We start from the raw sequence: 17,241 nt of genomic DNA, 5'->3' as shown, positions 1-17,241 counted from the left end.
TCCCCGGGGCGCGCGCCACGGTGTTCGCCCCCTGGCAGAAACATCGGCACCAGCCTTGGCGGACGCGTCGGCAGGCACTTCGGCGGCGCCCTGCCTCCCCGCCCCCGCCCCCTGCCTCCCCGCCCCCTGCCTCCCCGCCCCCTGCCTCCCCGCCCCCTGCCTCCCCGCCCCCTGCCTCCCCGCCCCCTGCCTCCCCGCCCCCTGCCTCCCCGCCCCCAGCCCGTGCCCCGCGCACCGAGCCGGGCGGGCTGTCGGCGGGGCGTGGGATGCTGGACGGCGATGGCCACCAGAAGGAATCCCACCGACGACCCGCTCGCCCCTCTCACGCTCGCCGTGGGCCAGGAGGACCTCCTCCTCGACCGCGCCGTGCAGCAGGTGGTGGCGGCAGCCCGTGCCGCGGACGCCGACACCGACGTCCGCGATCTCGCCTCGGAGCAGTTGCAGCCCGGCACGCTCGCCGAGCTGACCAGCCCGTCCCTCTTCGCCGAGCGGAAGGTGGTGATCGTCCGCAACGCCCACGATCTCTCCGCCGACACCGTCAAGGACGTCAAGGCGTACCTCGAATCCCCGGCCGAGGAGATCACCCTGGTGCTGCTCCACGCGGGCGGCGCCAAGGGCAAGGGCCTGCTGGACGCGGCCAGGAAGGCCGGGGCGCGCGAGGTCGCCTGCCCCAAGACGACGAAGCCGGCCGAGCGGCTCGCCTTCGTACGGTCGGAGTTCCGGGCGCTGGGCCGTTCCGCCACCCCGGAGGCATGCCAGTCCCTCGTGGACTCCATCGGCAGCGATCTGCGGGAGCTGGCGAGCGCCGTGTCGCAGCTGGTCGCGGACGTGGAGGGCACCATCGACGAGGCCGTCGTCGGGCGGTACTACACGGGCCGCGCCGAGGCGTCCTCGTTCACCGTCGCCGACCGGGCGGTCGAGGGCCGGGCGGCCGAGGCCCTGGAGGCACTGCGCTGGTCGCTGTCGACGGGGGTTGCCCCCGTCCTCATCACCAGCGCCCTCGCGCAGGGGGTCCGGGCCATCGGCAAGCTCTCCTCGGCCCGGGGCGGCCGCCCCGCCGACCTGGCTCGCGAGCTGGGCATGCCGCCGTGGAAGATCGACCGGGTGCGCCAGCAGATGCGCGGCTGGACCCCGGACGGGATCGCCGCGGCGACGCTGGCCGTGGCCGCCGCCGACGCGGGCGTCAAGGGCGGCGGGGACGACCCGGAGTACGCCCTGGAGAAGGCGGTCGTCGCCGTGGCACGAGCGGCCCGCGCGGGCCGCTGAGCCCGGGCCGCTGAGCCCGAGCCGCTGAGCCCGAGCCACTGAGCCCGAGCCACTCAGCCCGAGCCACTCAGCCCGGGCTGCCGAGCCACCCCGCTGAGCCCGGTGCGCCGAGCCCGAGCCGCCGAGCCCGAGCCCGAGCCACTCAGCCCGGGCTGCCGAGCCACCCCCCCCGGTGCCCCCGTGACCCGTACGGCCGCACGCGTCGAGCGACGTCCGCCGGAGCCACCGGAACCTGGGCGACGTGCACCGGCACACGCGGAAAGGCCCCGTTCGTCGCCCTGGGGAGGGGACGAACGGGGCCTTTCCGTTCACGCTGTATGTGCCGCACCCGCGTGGCGAACGCAGGTTCGGTGTGCGGCACGGGGTGCCGGTCAGGAGCGGGAGAGAGGGCCCGCTGTGTCCGTTCCGGCGATCACATCAGGGTGCTCAGGCGCTGAGGGCGGCAACCTTGGAGGCCAGGGCCGACTTCTTGTTGGCCGCGGCGTTCTTGTGGATGACACCCTTGGAGACGGCCTTGTCGAGCGCGCGGGAAGCGTCGCGAGCGGCCGTGGTGGCCTTCTCGACGTCACCGGCGACGGCAGCCTCACGGGCCTTGCGGATCGCGGTCTTGAGCGACGACTTGACGGCCTTGTTGCGCAGGCGCGCCTTCTCGTTGGTCTTGTTCCGCTTGATCTGGGACTTGATGTTCGCCACGAGAGAGCCTTTTCAGGTTCGTTGGATCTTCTGAGTGCGCCACGCCACTCCGAGGAGTCGTCCGGAGGAGTCGGCCAAGAGCCACGAGGCACAGCTGCCCACGGTACCAGTCACCCTCCTACCGGCCCAAACCCGTGGCTGCCGCCCAGGCGTGGGACGATGGAAGCTACGTATAGATCCGACCGACCCGACATCGACCCGAGACACGGCGTTCGGCGTCTCAAGAATCAGGACCCTGCGTGCCCGCGACTCCCACCAACGTGCCCGCGCCGAGCCGTACCGACCCGGCGCTGATCCGCAACTTCTGCATCATCGCGCACATCGACCACGGCAAGTCGACCCTTGCCGACCGGATGCTCCAGCTGACGGGCGTGGTCGACCAGCGGCAGATGCGCGCTCAGTACCTCGACCGGATGGACATCGAGCGCGAGCGCGGTATCACCATCAAGTCCCAGGCGGTCCGTCTGCCGTGGGCGCCCACCACGGCGGAGGGCAAGGGCGGCACCCACATCCTCAACATGATCGACACCCCCGGTCACGTGGACTTCACGTACGAGGTGTCGCGTTCGCTCGCCGCCTGCGAGGGCACGGTCCTGCTGGTCGACGCCGCCCAGGGCATCGAGGCGCAGACCCTGGCCAACCTGTACCTGGCCATGGAGAACGACCTCACCATCGTCCCGGTGCTGAACAAGATCGACCTTCCGGCGGCGCAGCCCGAGAAGTTCTCCGAGGAGCTGGCGAACCTCATCGGCTGCCAGCCGGAGGACGTGCTCAAGGTCTCCGCGAAGACCGGTGTCGGCGTGGACGCGCTGCTGGACCGGGTGGTCCGGGACGTCCCGGCCCCCGTGGGCGTCGCGGACGCCCCCGCCCGCGCGATGATCTTCGACTCGGTCTACGACTCCTACCGGGGCGTCGTCACGTACGTCCGTGTGGTCGACGGCCAGCTCAACAAGCGCGAGCGCATCCGGATGATGTCGACCGGTGCCACGCACGAGCTGCTGGAGATCGGTGTCTCCTCCCCGGAGATGACCCCGGCGGACGGCCTCGGCGTGGGTGAGGTCGGTTACATCATCACCGGCGTGAAGGACGTCCGTCAGTCCAAGGTCGGTGACACGATCACCTCCCTGCACGGCGGGGCGACCGAGGCGCTGGGCGGGTACAAGGACCCGAAGCCGATGGTGTTCTCGGGGCTCTACCCGCTGGACGGATCGGACTACCCGGACCTGCGCGAGGCGCTGGACAAGCTCCAGCTCAACGACGCGGCCCTGGTGTACGAGCCGGAGACCTCCGCCGCGCTGGGCTTCGGTTTCCGCGTGGGCTTCCTGGGCCTCCTCCACCTCGACGTGATCCGCGAGCGCCTGGAGCGCGAGTTCGGTCTCGACCTCATCGCCACCGCGCCCAACGTGGTCTACCGCGTGACGATGGAGGACGGCACCGAGCACACCGTCACCAACCCGAGCGAGTTCCCCGAGGGCAAGATCGACTCGGTCCACGAGCCGGTCGTCCGGGCCACCGTCCTCGCGCCCAGTGAGTTCATCGGCGCGATCATGGAGCTCTGCCAGAACCGGCGCGGCACCCTGATCGGCATGGACTACCTCTCCGAGGACCGGGTGGAGATCCGCTACACCCTGCCGCTCGCGGAGATCGTCTTCGACTTCTTCGACCAGCTGAAGTCCAAGACCCGCGGGTATGCCTCGCTCGACTACGAGCCCACCGGCGAGCAGTCGGCGCAGCTCGTCAAGGTCGACATCCTGCTGCACGGCGACAAGGTGGACGCGTTCTCCGCCGTCACCCACAAGGACAAGGCGTACGCCTACGGCGTGCGGCTCGTCGCCAAGCTGCAGAAGCTCATTCCCCGGCAGAACTTCGAGGTGCCGATCCAGGCGGCCATCGGGTCCCGGGTCATCGCCCGTGAGACCGTCCGCGCCATCCGCAAGGACGTCCTCGCCAAGTGCTACGGCGGTGACATCTCCCGTAAGCGGAAGCTGCTGGAGAAGCAGAAGGAAGGCAAGAAGCGGATGAAGATGGTCGGCAACGTCGAGGTGCCGCAGGACGCGTTCATCGCCGTCCTGTCGACCGACGAGGACGGCGGCGACGGCAAGGGCAAGAAGTAGCCCCGCCCCGCACGGCTCTGCCCAGCACGGCCCCGCGGCCGCACCCGCCGCGGCATCCGCGCACGGCCTCACGGCGCGCCCCGGTTCGTCTCCGCCGGGCGTACGGGTGAGGTGTTCGAGGCGTCACACGTTCGGGCCCCTGTTCCTCCGCACAGCGCGGAGGGGCAGGGGCCCGTTCGTTATCAACCGGCGGCCCGTGGCCTCTTACGCGAGGACCGGACGCGCTTTACCCTGATCACGGCTCGAATAGTTACTCGCCAGTTAAACAAGCCGGTGGTGAGCCGGCCGTACGCCCGGTGGTGAGCCGGTCGTACAGGGCGCGAACAGCCGAGCGAGCGGGACGAGCAGGACGCGCGGTGGATCAGGATCACGCGCAGAGCGGGAACGAGAAGCAAGCAGAGACAGCAGGATCACCAAGCGGCCGGTCGTAGTGATGCCGCAGGCCCGGAGGACGTCGTGAGCGACACACCACAGACCCTGATCGACAACCGACCGCCCTCCGTGGCGAACCTCTTCGTCGAGCGGGTGGCCGCCACCCCGGACGGCGAGGCGTACCGCTACCCGGTGCCGTCGTCCACGGGCGAGGGCCCGGACGAGTGGAAGTCGCTGAGCTGGGGCGAGTCCGCCGAGCGGGTGTACGCCATCGCGGCGGGCCTGATCGCGCTCGGCGTGGAGCCGGAGCAGCGGGTCGCGCTGGCGTCCTCCACCCGGGTCGAGTGGATCCTCGCCGACCTGGGCGTGATGTGCGCCGGGGCCGCGACGACCACGGTCTACCCCTCCACCAACACCGAGGAGTCCGCCTTCATCCTGGCCGACTCCGAGAGCCGGGTGCTGATCGCGGAGAACGCGGCCCAGGTCGCGAAGGCCCGCGATGCCCGCGCCGAGCTTCCGAACCTCACCCATGTCGTCGTCGTCGACCCGGCCGGCACCGAGCCCGCCGAGGGCGACCCCGAGGGGTGGCTGCTGACCCTCGCCGAGCTGGAGGCCCGGGGGACCGCGCACCTGGCGGAGCACCCGGAGGCCGTCAAGGAGCGGGTGTCGGCCATCACCGCCGATCAGCTGGCCACCCTGATCTACACCTCCGGCACCACCGGGCGGCCCAAGGGCGTGCGGCTGCCGCACGACAACTGGTCGTACATGGCCAAGGCGATTCCCGCGACCGGCCTGATCACCGCCGACGACGTCCAGTACCTCTGGCTGCCGCTCGCGCACGTCTTCGGCAAGGTACTGATCTCCGGCCAGATCGAGGTGGGCCACGTCACGGCCGTCGACGGCCGGGTCGACAAGATCATCGAGAACCTCCCGGTGGTCCGGCCCACCTACATGGCCGCCGTCCCGCGCATCTTCGAGAAGGTCTACAACGGCGTCGCGGCCAAGGCCCGCGCCGGTGGCGGGGCCAAGTACAAGATCTTCCAGTGGGCCGTGGGCGTCGCCCGCGAGTACGCCAAGGTCTCGCAGGACAACTTCCGCCGTACGGGCACCGCCTCGGTCCCCTTCGCCCTCGGCGCCAAGCACAGGGCCGCCGACGCCCTCGTCTACGCGAAGATCCGCGAGGCGTTCGGCGGCCGGCTGCGGGCCTGCGTCTCCGGCTCCGCCGCCCTCGCCCCGGACATCGGCTACTTCTTCGCCGGTGCGGGCGTGCACATCCTGGAGGGGTACGGCCTCACCGAATCCAGCGCCGCCTCCTTCTGCAACCCCGGCGAGGCCTACCGCACCGGCACCGTCGGCAAGCCGCTCCCCGGCACCGAGGTCCGCATCGCCGACGACGGCGAGGTGCTGCTGCGCGGCCCCGGCATCATGGAGGGCTACCACCGGCTCCCGGACAAGTCGGCCGAGGTGCTGGAGTCCGACGGCTGGCTGCACACCGGCGACATCGGCGAGCTCTCCGTCGACGGGTACCTGAGCATCACCGATCGCAAGAAGGACCTGATCAAGACCTCGGGCGGCAAGTACGTCGCGCCGGCCGAGGTCGAGGGGCAGTTCAAGGCGGTCTGCCCGTTCGTCTCCAACATCCTGGTGCACGGCGCGGACCGGAACTTCTGCACCGCGCTCATCGCCCTGGACGAGCCCGCGATCCTGGGCTGGGCCGCCGAGAACGGCCTGGACGGCAGGACGTACGCCGAAGTGGTGGCCGCCCCGCAGACCGTCGAGCTGATCGAGGGCTACGTCAAGACGCTCAACGAGGGGCTCCAGCGGTGGCAGACCATCAAGAAGTTCCGCCTGCTCCCGCGTGACCTGGACATCGAACACGGTGAGCTGACCCCCAGCCTCAAACTGAAGCGGCCGGTCGTCGAACGCGAGTACAAGGCGCTGATCGAGGACATGTACGCGGGGACGCGCGAGGCCTGATCCCCGGGCACGGGGCGGGGCGGTACGGCTGCGGCCGTGCCGCCCCGCGGTGTTCTCACGGGTCCCCCGGGATTCGCGGGACCGGCCGCGACCGGTGAGCCCGCCCGCTGCGAGGTCCGGGGGACCGCTGTCGCGACCCGGGGCGCGGGCCTCGCGCCGCGGGACGTCCGCGCTCCCCGGGGCCTACGCCATGCGCCCGCCGTGCGCCCCGGCGTGCGACCCGCGCGGGGCTGGTGTGTATTCATTCTCCCAGTTCGGTAACTCCGTGCGCCTGTGCGCGGCCGGTCTGTCACTCTGTCGTTGTCGGCGGCGTTTCGAGATCCGGAGGAGCCGCACCGTGGGGCCAATTCCACTGCAACGGGCCACCATTCACCGGCCCGGTGACACCGACGCGGGCGGGGCTGACGGTCCGCCGCTCGTCAGTACGACCAGCCTGCCCGCGACACCCCAGTCTCCTTCCGGTGCCCGCAGGTTCGTCCGTGCCGTGCTCGCCGAATGGGCCGGGTTCGGGGTGCCGGCCGCCGTGGGGTTCAGCGACCGGCTCGCCGACGACCTGGTGAACGTCGCCAGTGAGCTGGTCACCAACGCCGTGGTGCACGCCGGGACCGTGGTCGACGTGCTGGTGCGCCTGGAACACGCGACCGGCGAGGAACCCGCGGCCGTGGTCCTTGAAGTCACCGACCACCATCCGGCCCGTGCGACCGGTGAGAGTTCCGGGGAGCGGGAGCCGGCCACCGTCGTCAAGGCGCTCCCCGGCGCGGGCTCGGCCACCCCGCCCACCGCCACCACCCCTACCGTCACCGTCACCACCGCGCCCGCCACGCCGGCCCCCGCACCTGCCGCCACCACCGCGGCCCCCGCCGAGCCGCCCGCCGCCGGGGTGCCCACCGGGGACCCGTACGGCCTGGCCGAGTACGGCCGGGGGCTCGACCTCGTCGCCGCGCTCTCCGTCGCCTGGGGCATCACCTACCGCACCGGGCACAAGACCGTCTGGGCCCGGCTCCCGGTGGACGACTGGGCTGCTCCCGCCCAGGCCCGCGCGGACGTCCCGGTCGAACACCGGAAGGGCGAGGCCCCGGCCGGACCGGCCACGGGGCATCCGGTCCACGTGCCCCCGCAGCCCTCCGCCGATCTGCTGGTGCCCGCCGCCCCGCCCGGGAAGCGCGACGACAGCGTCTGGGACCACCAGGGCGCGCTCGCCTTCCTCGCTGAGGCGTCCGACCTGCTCACCGGGCAGCTGGACGAGGAACTCGTGGCGACCATAGCGGGCCGGATGCTCGTCCCCCGTCTCGTCGACTGGTGCGCGATCTGGCTGGACGAGGAGGGCTCCGGCGCCCCGGGCGCACCCCGCCTCACCCGGGTACGGCACGGCGAGGATTCCGGCGCCGGCCCGCTGGGCGGGGCGCTGGAGAACGAGCCGTTCCGGCTGCCGGGCGGCGCCGGACCGGGATCCGTACCGTTGCCCTGGCCGCCGGGCGGACGCGAGCCGGGCGCCCACGACGGGGCCGCCCTCGCCTGCACCATCACGGCCGGGGGCCGCACGTTCGGCACCGTGCTCGTCGGCCGCGACCACGACTCCGGCGCCGAACTGCCCGAGGCCGTGGTCCGGGTCGTGGAGGACTTCGTACGCCGCCTCGGCCAGGCGGTCGGGGCCGCCCGCGCGTACACCCGGCAGGCCACCATCAGCCGCATCCTGCAGCGCGGACTGCTGCCCAACAAGGTCGCCGACATCCCCGGCATGAGCAGCGCCCTCGTCTACGAGCCGAGCGACGACGGTGTGGTCGGGGGTGATTTCTACGACATCTTCCCGTGCCCCGAGGGCCGCTGGTGCTTCGTCCTCGGCGACGTCCAGGGCAGCGGCCCGGAGGCAGCCGTGGTGACCGGCCTGGCCCGGCCCTGGCTCCGGCTGCTGTCCCGCGAGGGCTTCGGGGTGGGCGAGGTCCTGGACCGGCTCAACCGGCTGCTGCTCGACGACGCCATGGAGGCCGCGGAGGCCGCCGCCCTGATGGTCGCGGCGGCGGGCGGGCAGCAGCTCACGGACGGCGGGCAGTCCCGCTTCCTGTCCTTGCTCTACGGCGAGGTCGTGCCGCTCCCCGGCGGCGGCGCCCGGTGCACGGTGGCCAGCGCGGGCCACCCGCTGCCGCTGCTGCTGAGCCCGGACGGGACGGTACGCCCGGTCGCCGAGCCGCAGGTGCTGCTCGGGGTCGTGGAGGACGTGGCGTACGAGAGTCAGACCTTCGACCTGGAACCGGGCGACAGTCTGCTCTGCGTCACCGACGGGGTCACCGAGCGGCGCTCCGGCTCCGCGCTCTTCGACGACGGCGACGGACTCGCCCGCGCCCTCGCGCCCTGCGCGGGGCAGAGCGCGAGGGAGGTCGCGGAGTGCATCCGCCGGGCCGTGCACGGCTTCTCGGATACGCCTCCGGACGACGACGTGGCGTTGCTGGTGCTGCGCGCGGACTGAGGGCCCCGGCAGGTGGCGCCGGGGGAGACGCCGCCCGCCGGGGTCCGGCTCACTCCTCGCCGGGATGCTCCTCGGTGACCCGGGAGTCGGAGAGGGTGAGCGCTCCGGCCGCCGCGATCAGGCCGACGACGACGGCCAGGACGGCGTAGGTGATCCGCTCACCGTGGAAGAAGGACGCCACCAGGTCGCTGCTCCAGGTGCCGGCGGGCAGCCGGGTGGTGACCAGCGCCGCGATCAGGGTGCCGACCACGGCGGTGCCGACGCTGGTGCCGACCTCCTGGGCGGTGTCGTTGAGCGCCGTACCGATCGACGTGCGGTTGGCGGGCATCGCGTCGACGAGCGCGATGGCGCAGATCGTCATGACGGTGCGCAGCCCGACGGTCATCAGGACCATGCAGGCCGCGATGGCGCCGTAACCGTGGCTGACGCCCCAGGAGAGGCCGGTCAGCGAACCGGCCAGGCAGGCCGCGCCGACCAGGCAGGCGACGCGGTGGCCGAACCTGCCCGCGAGCCATTCGGAGAACGGGGTCGCGACGATCATGGTGATGATGAGCGGCAGATTCGCCAGCCCGGCCCGGACGGGGCTCCACCCGTAGGCGTACTGGAAGTGGAGGATCAGCCCGAACATCACGGCGGCCATCGCGATGGCGGTGCCGATCTGCGCGATGGCCGCGCCGCGGACCACGCCGTTGCCGAAGAGCTTGAGGTCCAGCATGGGCGCGCGGCTGCGGCGCTCGTGCGTCACGAACCCGATGCCGGCGGCGACGGCGCCGAGGACCGAGGCCAGGGTGGCCGCGGAGAGCCAGCCGTGCTCGACGCCGCTGGTCAGCGCATAGCAGGCGAGACCGATGGTGATGACGCTCAGCGCGGCACCCGGCAGATCGAGCTTGTCGCGGGTCAGATCCTCGGGCCGGTCGGCCGGGACGCCGAGGCGGACACCGACGGCCGCGATCAGCGCGATCGGGGCGTTGACGAGCAGCAGCCACTGCCACCGCGCGTGGGCCAGGGCGGTGCCGCCCAGCAGGGGCCCGAGGACGAAGCCGGACATGCCGACGACGATCATCAGCGTCATCGCGCGCATCCGCAGCGCTTTGTCGTCGAAGAGCCGGAAGACCAGCGAGTTGGTGATGGGGGCCATCGCCGCCGCGGCGATGCCGAGACCGGCCCGCAGGGCGATGAGCTCCCCGGTCGTGGTGACGGCGGCGACGGCCAGGCTCAGCAGGCCGAACACCGCGAGGCCCACCAGCAGCACACGCCGGCGCCCGAGCCGGTCGGCCATCGAACCCGCCGTCAGCAGCAGGCCGCCGAACGTCAGCGAGTACGCGCTGGTGACCCACTGCAGCGCGGTGGTGCCGCTGCCGAGGTCCCGGCCGATGGTGGGCAGCGCGATCGAGAGCAGGGTGTTGTCGACCATCTCGACGAAGAAGGCCAGGCAGAGCGCGGCCAGGGGTATCCATGCGGCGCGCAGGGACGGATAGGTGCGCGACGCGCCGGGCGGCGCGGCGGTGGTGGCGGTCGTGGTCATGGCGGGCCTCCTCGCGGAACGCCGCCGACTATCGAACGACGTTCTATAGAACGTTGTTCCAAGATAGAACGACGTTCGATGATGATGCAAGCTGTGATTGGATGGGGTACATGACAGGCCCGCGACCACGACCCGCCGACCGCCCTTCCCGAGGACGGCAACGTGCCTCGCACTCCATCGAGGCCGTGCTCACGGCGGCCGTGGACCTGCTCGACGAGGCGGGCGAGCCGGCGCTCACCCTCCGCGCCCTCGCCGCCAGGCTCGGCACCGGCGTCGGCAGCATCTACTGGTACGTCTCCGGCAAGGACGAGCTGCTCGACCGGGCCATCGACCACGTGCTCGGCGGGGTGCTGACCGCGGTCGAGGGGCAGGCGAGCAGCGGCGACCCCATCGACGACCTGCGTGTGATGGCCGTCACGCTCTTCGACGCGATCGTCGACCGGCCCTGGCTGGGCGGGCACTTCATGCAGAACCTCAGCTCCCGGGGCAACTCGCTGCGGCTCTACGAGGAGCTCGGGCAGCGCACCCTCCGGCTCGACCTCACGCCGAAGCAGCGGTTCCACGCCGTCTCGGCGGTCGTGGGCGTCGTCGTCGGCAACGCCGCCGACATGGGGCAGGAACCGCCCCGCGAGGTGGTCGACGGCTCTGTGGGCCGCGACGAGTTCCTCGGCCGCTACGCCAGCATGTGGCGCGGCCTCGACCCCGAGGAGTACCCCTTCGTGCACGACATCGTCGACGAGTTCGACGGGCACGACGACAAGGAGCAGTTCCTCGCCGGGCTGGAGCTGACGCTCGCGGGCCTCCGCCTCCAGGCGGGAGCCTGACACCGGCCGGAACGCGCGTGGCCCGGGCCACTCCGGCGGCGAGCGACAATGGACGGTATGCCTTCCGTACTGCCCGATGGTGAGCCCGTGCCCGACGACGGGGCGCTGCCCCGCCACGCCCTGGAAGGCGCCGCCGACCGCCCCCTCGGCTTCTACCTGCACGTCCCGTACTGCGCGACCCGCTGCGGGTACTGCGACTTCAACACCTATACCGCCACCGAGCTCCGCGGCTCCGGCGGCGCCCTGGCCTCTCGCGACAACTACGCCGCCCACCTGACCGAGGAGGTCCGTCAGGCCCGCAAGGTCCTCGGCGACGACCCGCGCCCGGTGCGTACGGTCTTCGTCGGCGGCGGTACGCCCACCCTGCTGGCCGCTGCCGACCTGGTCCGCATGCTGGCGGCGATCCGCGACGAGTTCGGGCTCGCCCCGGACGCGGAGATCACCACCGAGGCCAACCCCGAGTCGGTGGACCCGGCCTATCTGGCGGAACTGCGCGAGGGCGGCTTCAACCGGATCTCCTTCGGCATGCAGAGCGCCAGGCAGCACGTGCTGAAGATCCTCGACCGCACCCACACCCCGGGCCGCCCCGAGGCCTGTGTCGCCGAGGCCCGGGAAGCCGGGTTCGACCACGTCAACCTGGACCTGATCTACGGCACCCCCGGCGAGTCCGACGACGACTGGCGGGCCTCCCTGGACGCGGCGATCGGCGCCGGTCCCGACCACGTCTCGGCGTACGCGCTGATCGTGGAGGAGGGCACCCAGCTGGCCCGCCGCATCCGGCGCGGCGAGGTCCCGATGACCGACGACGACGTGCACGCCGACCGCTACCTCATCGCCGACGAGGCGATGGCCGCCGCCGGGTTCTCCTGGTACGAGGTGTCGAACTGGGCCCGTACCCCCGAGGGCCGCTGCCTGCACAACGAGCTGTACTGGCGCGGCGCCGACTGGTGGGGCGCCGGACCGGGTGCGCACAGCCACGTCGGCGGGGTGCGCTGGTGGAACGTGAAGCACCCCGGGGCGTACGCGCAGGCGCTCTCCGAGGGGCGCTCGCCCGGCGCCGGCCGCGAGATCCTCTCCGCCGAGGACCGCCGCGTCGAGCGCGTCCTGCTGGAGCTCCGGCTGCGCGAGGGCTGCCCGCTCTCCCTGCTGAAGCCCGACGGCCTCGCCGCCTCCCGCCGGGTCCTCGACGAGGGCCTGCTGGAGCCGGGACCGTACGAGGAGGGCCGCGCGGTCCTCACGCTGCGCGGGCGGCTCCTCGCCGACGCGGTCGTCCGCGACCTGGTCGACTGAGCCCCGGGCCGGGAACCCGGCTCAGGGCTTGCAGATGTCCTCGGTCAGCCGCAGTTTCGCCGGTGTGCGGCCGGCCGCCTTGCCGCAGACGATCGAACTGACCGCCTGGGCGTTCCGTCCGACGACCTTGACGACATCGATCCCGTGCAGGTTGTCGGCGAGGGACGAGGGCGATCCGGCCAGCGAAATGGTCCCGGTGGGCATGTCGTTGAGCTCGACCGTGTGCAGCAGTGCCCAGGTCTCGGCGGCGCTGCGCGGGGTGTCGCCCCGGGCAGCGGCGTCGTAGAGGGCGGTCGTCGCGGTGTAGGACATGACGATCTGGCCGCTGGCGTAGAGAGGGTTTTGGTACCCCTGCGGCCCGGTCTCCGACTCCGGCCGCTCGGTGCCCTTCGGGAGCAGCGCGGCGAGGGCCGCGCCGGAGCTCGGGTAGAAGTCGGCGCCGCGGTCCGCGGCCATCGGGGCGAGAGCGGTGTAGTAGAGGGTGACCCTGCTGGTGTCGGTGAACGTGGCCTTGGTCAGGTCGTCGCCCGTGAAGAGGGTGATGTCCTTCTCCGCGCAGCCCGTGGTCTGCGACAGCTTCTCCATCAGCGGGTTGACGTCCTCGGCCCTGCCCGCGAAGTACAGCGCGTCCGGAACCGGCCGGGTCCCGCAGATGTCGCTGACGGCGTCGCCCAGGGCGGCGGCGCCGTTGTCGGCGAGCGGGTAGCCGACGTTCTCGCCGACCAGGTAGCCCGCGGCGTCGAGCATCTCCCGGCCCGCGTCACGCTGTTCGATCGTGTACTGGTCCTTGTCCCCGTTCTCCTCCAGCCGGGAGAGCACGACGGCGTGTCCGGTGCGACCCGGGGGTGCGAGCCGGCCCGCGATGAGCCCGAGTGCGTACGTCTGCTCCTTGTCGGTCGCCGCGAGCCCGAAGTAGTTCGACTTCTTCGGCAGTTCGCTGCTGGAGTTGGTGGTGTCCACCACGGCGAGCCCGGCCTTGCGCAGGGCCTCGGTGGCCGCGTCGCTCTCCGTGGTGTTCCGGCCCAGGCCGACGACTCCCACCACGTGCGGGTCCTCGCGGGCCACCTCGATGATCTTCTTCACGGTGACCGTCTGGTGCAGCATGTCCTCGCCGCCGTTGGCGAGCAGCACCTTGAGCTTGACGGGGTGCTTCTTCAGCGGGCTGTTGACCGACTGCTGCTGGAGGTAGACCCCGGTGAGCTCCTCCAGCCCCTTGCGGGTGTCCTCCGTCTTGCCGGCGGTGAGCGGACCGGCGTAGACGACGGTGACGTACGACTCGTCGGCGCCGATCCTGTCGTTCTCGTCCCGGACCGCCTGTTCGACACGCTCGAAGGTGACTTCCGAGCCCAGGCCCCTCAGCTCCAGGTCGTTGCCCCGGGCGAACCGCACCTCGGGCGCCGTGGCGACACCCACGCACTCCCGGGGGCCCGACCGGCTCCACACGGAGTCCGTGTTCCGGTCGGTCAGCGGTCCGTGGCAGTACGTGTCCTGCCAGTGCCTGCTCCACAGGAAGGTGCCGAGCAGGCTCCCGACGAGGACCAGTGCCACCGTGGTCCGGGACATCACGAACCACGCCCACGTCCGGCGGACCCGCGCCGTGCGCAGCCGCGCGTCGGCGTGCGCGTGGTGCAGCTGTTCGGTGGTGAGTGGCAACCGCAGCACCCACGACAGGGCCGACGCCCCGGCGGGGGACTGGCCGACGCTGAGATCGTCCACCCACCGCTGGTAGCGGTCCTGAGCACCCATCCACGGCGCCGGGCCGGCCGGCGGCGGCTGCGAGGGCGTGTGCGTCAGTTCCTCCGCGGCCGGCAGCGTGGCCAGGAGCAGCAGCGGGTCGACCTCGCTGCGGCGCGAGCGCACGTTGTTGATCGCGTTGATCAGCGGCACGCCCCCGTTGTCCCGGGTGGCCGCCGGCAGCAGGACGACCGGGGGGACCGTGCGCTTGCTGCGCCGCCAGTCCCACGCGCGCGGCCGGTAGTTGTGCCGCAGGTCCTCCAGCAGGGCCTGGACCCGCAGCTCCAGATGGAACTGGCGGGCGGCCGCGTCGCCCTCCTCCGCCTCCGCCACCCGGAGCGCGACGGCGGCGGCGCGGGCCCGGATCACCCGCCACGAACCGCTGGGCGACAGCCGGGACCAGCCGTCCGAGGGGTAACCGGTGCTGGAGGCGGCCAGCGACGAGGTGGTGGCGAGCCAGCGGCTGGCCCGCCGCAGCCAGAGCAGCGGGGGCGCCGAGGCCGTCAGCAGCCTTACCACCGCCAGGCCCAGGGCCGCGGCGGCGGCCAGCAGCAGGGTCGCGGTCCAGCCGATTTCGCCGAGCAGGACGCCGAGCACCGCGATGAAGACGGCGCCCAGGAACGTCTCCGGGCGGACGGATTCGCGCAGCGAGCGGGTCCAGTCGTCCGGCCCGGACCTGGTGGGCCGCCAGCGGAGCGTGCCCAGCTCCTCCAGGATGCGGTCGCCCCGGTCGGCCGGGGAAGCGCCGCCCGGCTGCGCGAGCACCCGGGCGGTCGCCTCCTCGATGGCGCCCAGCAGCCGGGACCGGGGGAAGGAGAAGGGCTTGTACTGGCTGCGTTCCCGGGTTTCCCAGGGGCGCTCGCCCAGCCGCCGCACCATGTCGAGCGCCGACTCGTACGGAGAGGTGCCCACGCTCTCCAGCAGCCGTACGGGCACCCGGCGCGGCTCGTTGGCCTGGTCCACCAGGTGCGCGATCTCATGGACCCGGTCGTCGACGTCGGGCCCGGCGGCGGGGTCGTCGGCCTGCGCGACGACGATAGGCATCACCGGCCGGTTGATCCGGTACCGGTCGATGAGTTCCTGCACGAGATGGAAGACCGCGGCTGCCGCCTCGTTGCCACCGTTCCGTTCCCAGGCCCATGGCGCCATCCCCGTGCCCCCCGTCGCAGACGAATCCCGCACCCCCAATTAACCGGTCAGGCGTGCGAGCCGCAGCGATTTCTCCGGATCGGAACCCGATCCTTCGTAACAACCCCTCCGCATCACTCCGGAAGCGTGACGAAATCGATCAATTCCTCCACCCGGCCCAGGAGTTGCGGCTCAAGATCCTTGTAGGAGCGGACCCCCGACAGGATGCGCCGCCAGGCCGCCCCGGTGTTCTCCGGCCATCCCAGCGCCCGGCACACCCCGGTCTTCCAGTCCTGCCCGCGCGGTACGGACGGCCAGCCCGCGATGCCCACCGAGGCGGGCTTCACGGCCTCCCAGACGTCGATGAAGGGGTGGCCCACCACCAGGAGATGCGGATCGGACACCTCCGCCACGATGCGGGACTCCTTGGAGCCCGGCACGAGGTGGTCCACCAGCACCCCGAGCCGCGCGTCCGGACCCGGCCCGAACTCCCGCACGATCGAAGGGAGATCGTCGATGCCCTCCAGGTACTCCACGACCACACCCTCGATCCGCAGATCGTCGCCCCACACCCGCTCGACCAGCTCCGCGTCGTGCCGGCCCTCCACGTAGATCCGCCCGGCCCGCGCCACCCGCGCCCGCGCACCCGGCACCGCCACCGAGCCGGAGGCCGTACGCGCCGGCACCGCAGGACCGCCGGACGGCGGGCGTACGAGCGTCACCACCCGGCCCTCCAGCAGGAAGCCGCGCGGCTCCATCGGGAACACCCGGTGCTTGCCGAACCGGTCCTCCAGCGTCACCACCGGCCCCTGGGCGGACTTCTCCGTGCGGATCACCGCACCGCAGAAGCCGGTGGACACCTCCTCCACGACCAGATCGGCATCGGCGGGCACCTCGGGCACGGGGGCGGACCGCTTCCACGGCGGGGTCAGGTCCGGCTGGTAACTGCGCATGGCACGACGATAATTCGGCCCCCCTCCGCCGTGGTGGAACACCCGCCCCCGGAAGCCGCCCGCTCACCCCACCCGGAAACGCTCCGCCAGCAGCTCCCGCTGCGCCCGTACGAACGCCGCGTCCACCGCCTCCCCGTGTCCGGGCACGTACAGCGCGTCCTCCCCGCCCAGCGCCAGCAGCCGGTCCAGGGCGGCGGGCCACCGGGCCGGCACCGAGTCCGGGCCCGTCTGCGGCTCGCCGGACTCCTCGATCAGGTCCCCGCAGAGCACCACCGCACGCGCCCCCGGTGCCCCGGCCCCCGGCACCAGGACCGCCAGATCGTGCCCCGTATGACCGGGCCCCACGTTGGCCAGCACCACCTCGCGCCCGCCGCCCAGGCCGAGCGTCCAGCGGTGGCACACCTCACGCCCGGGGAGCACCAGCGCGTCCACCGCCTCCGCCGCGTCGTGCTCCGGCAGGCCGTTGCGTACCGCGTCGGCGTGCATCTCGTCCACCGACCGCCGCATCAGCGCGGCCGCCCCGTACGCCCCGAACACCTCGGTGCCCGCGAAGGCCGCCGTGCCGAACACGTGGTCGAAGTGCGGATGGGTCAGTGCGACATGGGTCACCCGTCGGCCCAGCAGCCGCTGCGCCTCGATCCGCAGCCCGACGCCCTCGCGCAGGCTCGCACCGGTGTCCACCACCAGCGCCCGGTCCGCCCCGGCCACCAGAGCGGCGGTCGCGTCCCAGCCCGGAAGGCGTCGGCGGCCCACCCCGTGGCCCAACCGCTCCCAGCCCAGCTCTTCCCAAGAGAGGTCCATGAGGAGACGCTATCCGCATCGACCTGCGCGGTCTCGCGGACCGCGGCCGGTCGCCCTTGCCCGGTGCCCGCCCCGCCCCCGTACACTGGCCGGGGGAAAG

At 72.4% G+C, this 17,241-nt stretch carries 11 protein-coding genes; 6 read left to right on the top strand and 5 right to left on the bottom strand.

What is annotated here, in order from left to right:
* Positions 1-279 precede the first annotated feature (279 nt).
* A complete protein-coding gene (holA, locus tag OHA55_RS08160) occupies positions 280-1,266 on the top strand; it encodes a DNA polymerase III subunit delta (protein ID WP_266704225.1) in 987 nt (328 codons plus the stop codon).
* Positions 1,267-1,692: 426 nt separating this feature from the next.
* Here the strand turns inward: holA and rpsT are convergent, their stop codons facing one another.
* Positions 1,693-1,959: a 30S ribosomal protein S20 gene (gene rpsT, locus OHA55_RS08155; RefSeq protein ID WP_266704223.1), complete on the bottom strand. Its 267-nt coding sequence runs from the start codon at positions 1,957-1,959 to the stop codon at positions 1,693-1,695.
* A 239-nt stretch (positions 1,960-2,198) separates the two neighbouring features.
* On the opposite strand from rpsT, the gene lepA reads away from it, so the two are divergent.
* The 3 genes from lepA (at position 2,199) to OHA55_RS08140 (ending at position 8,886) form a co-directional block, all read left to right on the top strand.
* On the top strand, positions 2,199-4,073 hold the full coding sequence (lepA, locus tag OHA55_RS08150; RefSeq protein ID WP_266704221.1) for a translation elongation factor 4: 1,875 nt from the start codon (positions 2,199-2,201) through the stop codon (positions 4,071-4,073).
* Positions 4,074-4,529: 456 nt separating this feature from the next.
* Positions 4,530-6,422 carry a long-chain fatty acid--CoA ligase gene (locus OHA55_RS08145; protein ID WP_266704219.1) on the top strand — a complete coding sequence of 631 codons (1,893 nt, stop codon included), beginning with the start codon at positions 4,530-4,532 and terminating at the stop codon, positions 6,420-6,422.
* A 337-nt stretch (positions 6,423-6,759) separates the two neighbouring features.
* Positions 6,760-8,886, top strand: a complete 2,127-nt coding sequence (locus OHA55_RS08140) for a SpoIIE family protein phosphatase (RefSeq protein WP_266704217.1) — start codon at positions 6,760-6,762, stop codon at positions 8,884-8,886.
* 49 nt (positions 8,887-8,935) lie between these two features.
* Here the strand turns inward: OHA55_RS08140 and OHA55_RS08135 are convergent, their stop codons facing one another.
* Positions 8,936-10,411 carry an MFS transporter gene (locus OHA55_RS08135; protein ID WP_266704215.1) on the bottom strand — a complete coding sequence of 492 codons (1,476 nt, stop codon included), beginning with the start codon at positions 10,409-10,411 and terminating at the stop codon, positions 8,936-8,938.
* A 176-nt stretch (positions 10,412-10,587) separates the two neighbouring features.
* Here OHA55_RS08135 and OHA55_RS08130 point away from each other — a divergent pair, with 176 nt between their 5' ends.
* Both OHA55_RS08130 and hemW read left to right on the top strand, forming a co-directional pair.
* On the top strand, positions 10,588-11,235 hold the full coding sequence (locus OHA55_RS08130) for a TetR/AcrR family transcriptional regulator (RefSeq protein WP_266710475.1): 648 nt from the start codon (positions 10,588-10,590) through the stop codon (positions 11,233-11,235).
* 57 nt (positions 11,236-11,292) lie between these two features.
* On the top strand, positions 11,293-12,525 hold the full coding sequence (gene hemW, locus OHA55_RS08125) for a radical SAM family heme chaperone HemW (protein WP_266704213.1): 1,233 nt from the start codon (positions 11,293-11,295) through the stop codon (positions 12,523-12,525).
* A 21-nt stretch (positions 12,526-12,546) separates the two neighbouring features.
* Here the strand turns inward: hemW and OHA55_RS08120 are convergent, their stop codons facing one another.
* The 3 genes from OHA55_RS08120 to OHA55_RS08110 form a co-directional block, all read right to left on the bottom strand.
* Positions 12,547-15,408: a hypothetical protein gene (locus tag OHA55_RS08120; protein ID WP_266704211.1), complete on the bottom strand. Its 2,862-nt coding sequence runs from the start codon at positions 15,406-15,408 to the stop codon at positions 12,547-12,549.
* 113 nt (positions 15,409-15,521) lie between these two features.
* Positions 15,522-16,340: a DUF3097 domain-containing protein gene (locus OHA55_RS08115; protein ID WP_266704209.1), complete on the bottom strand. Its 819-nt coding sequence runs from the start codon at positions 16,338-16,340 to the stop codon at positions 15,522-15,524.
* Positions 16,341-16,403: 63 nt separating this feature from the next.
* Complete coding sequence (locus OHA55_RS08110) at positions 16,404-17,141, bottom strand: MBL fold metallo-hydrolase (protein ID WP_266704207.1); 738 nt, start codon at positions 17,139-17,141, stop codon at positions 16,404-16,406.
* Between the last annotated feature and the right edge of the window lie 100 nt (positions 17,142-17,241).

This window comes from Streptomyces sp. NBC_00102 (assembly GCF_026343115.1).
In the GTDB taxonomy this organism is placed as follows: Bacteria; Actinomycetota; Actinomycetes; order Streptomycetales; family Streptomycetaceae; genus Streptomyces.
Note: the sequence above shows the minus strand (reverse complement) of the source record. Positions and strands in the feature narration are given on the sequence as shown.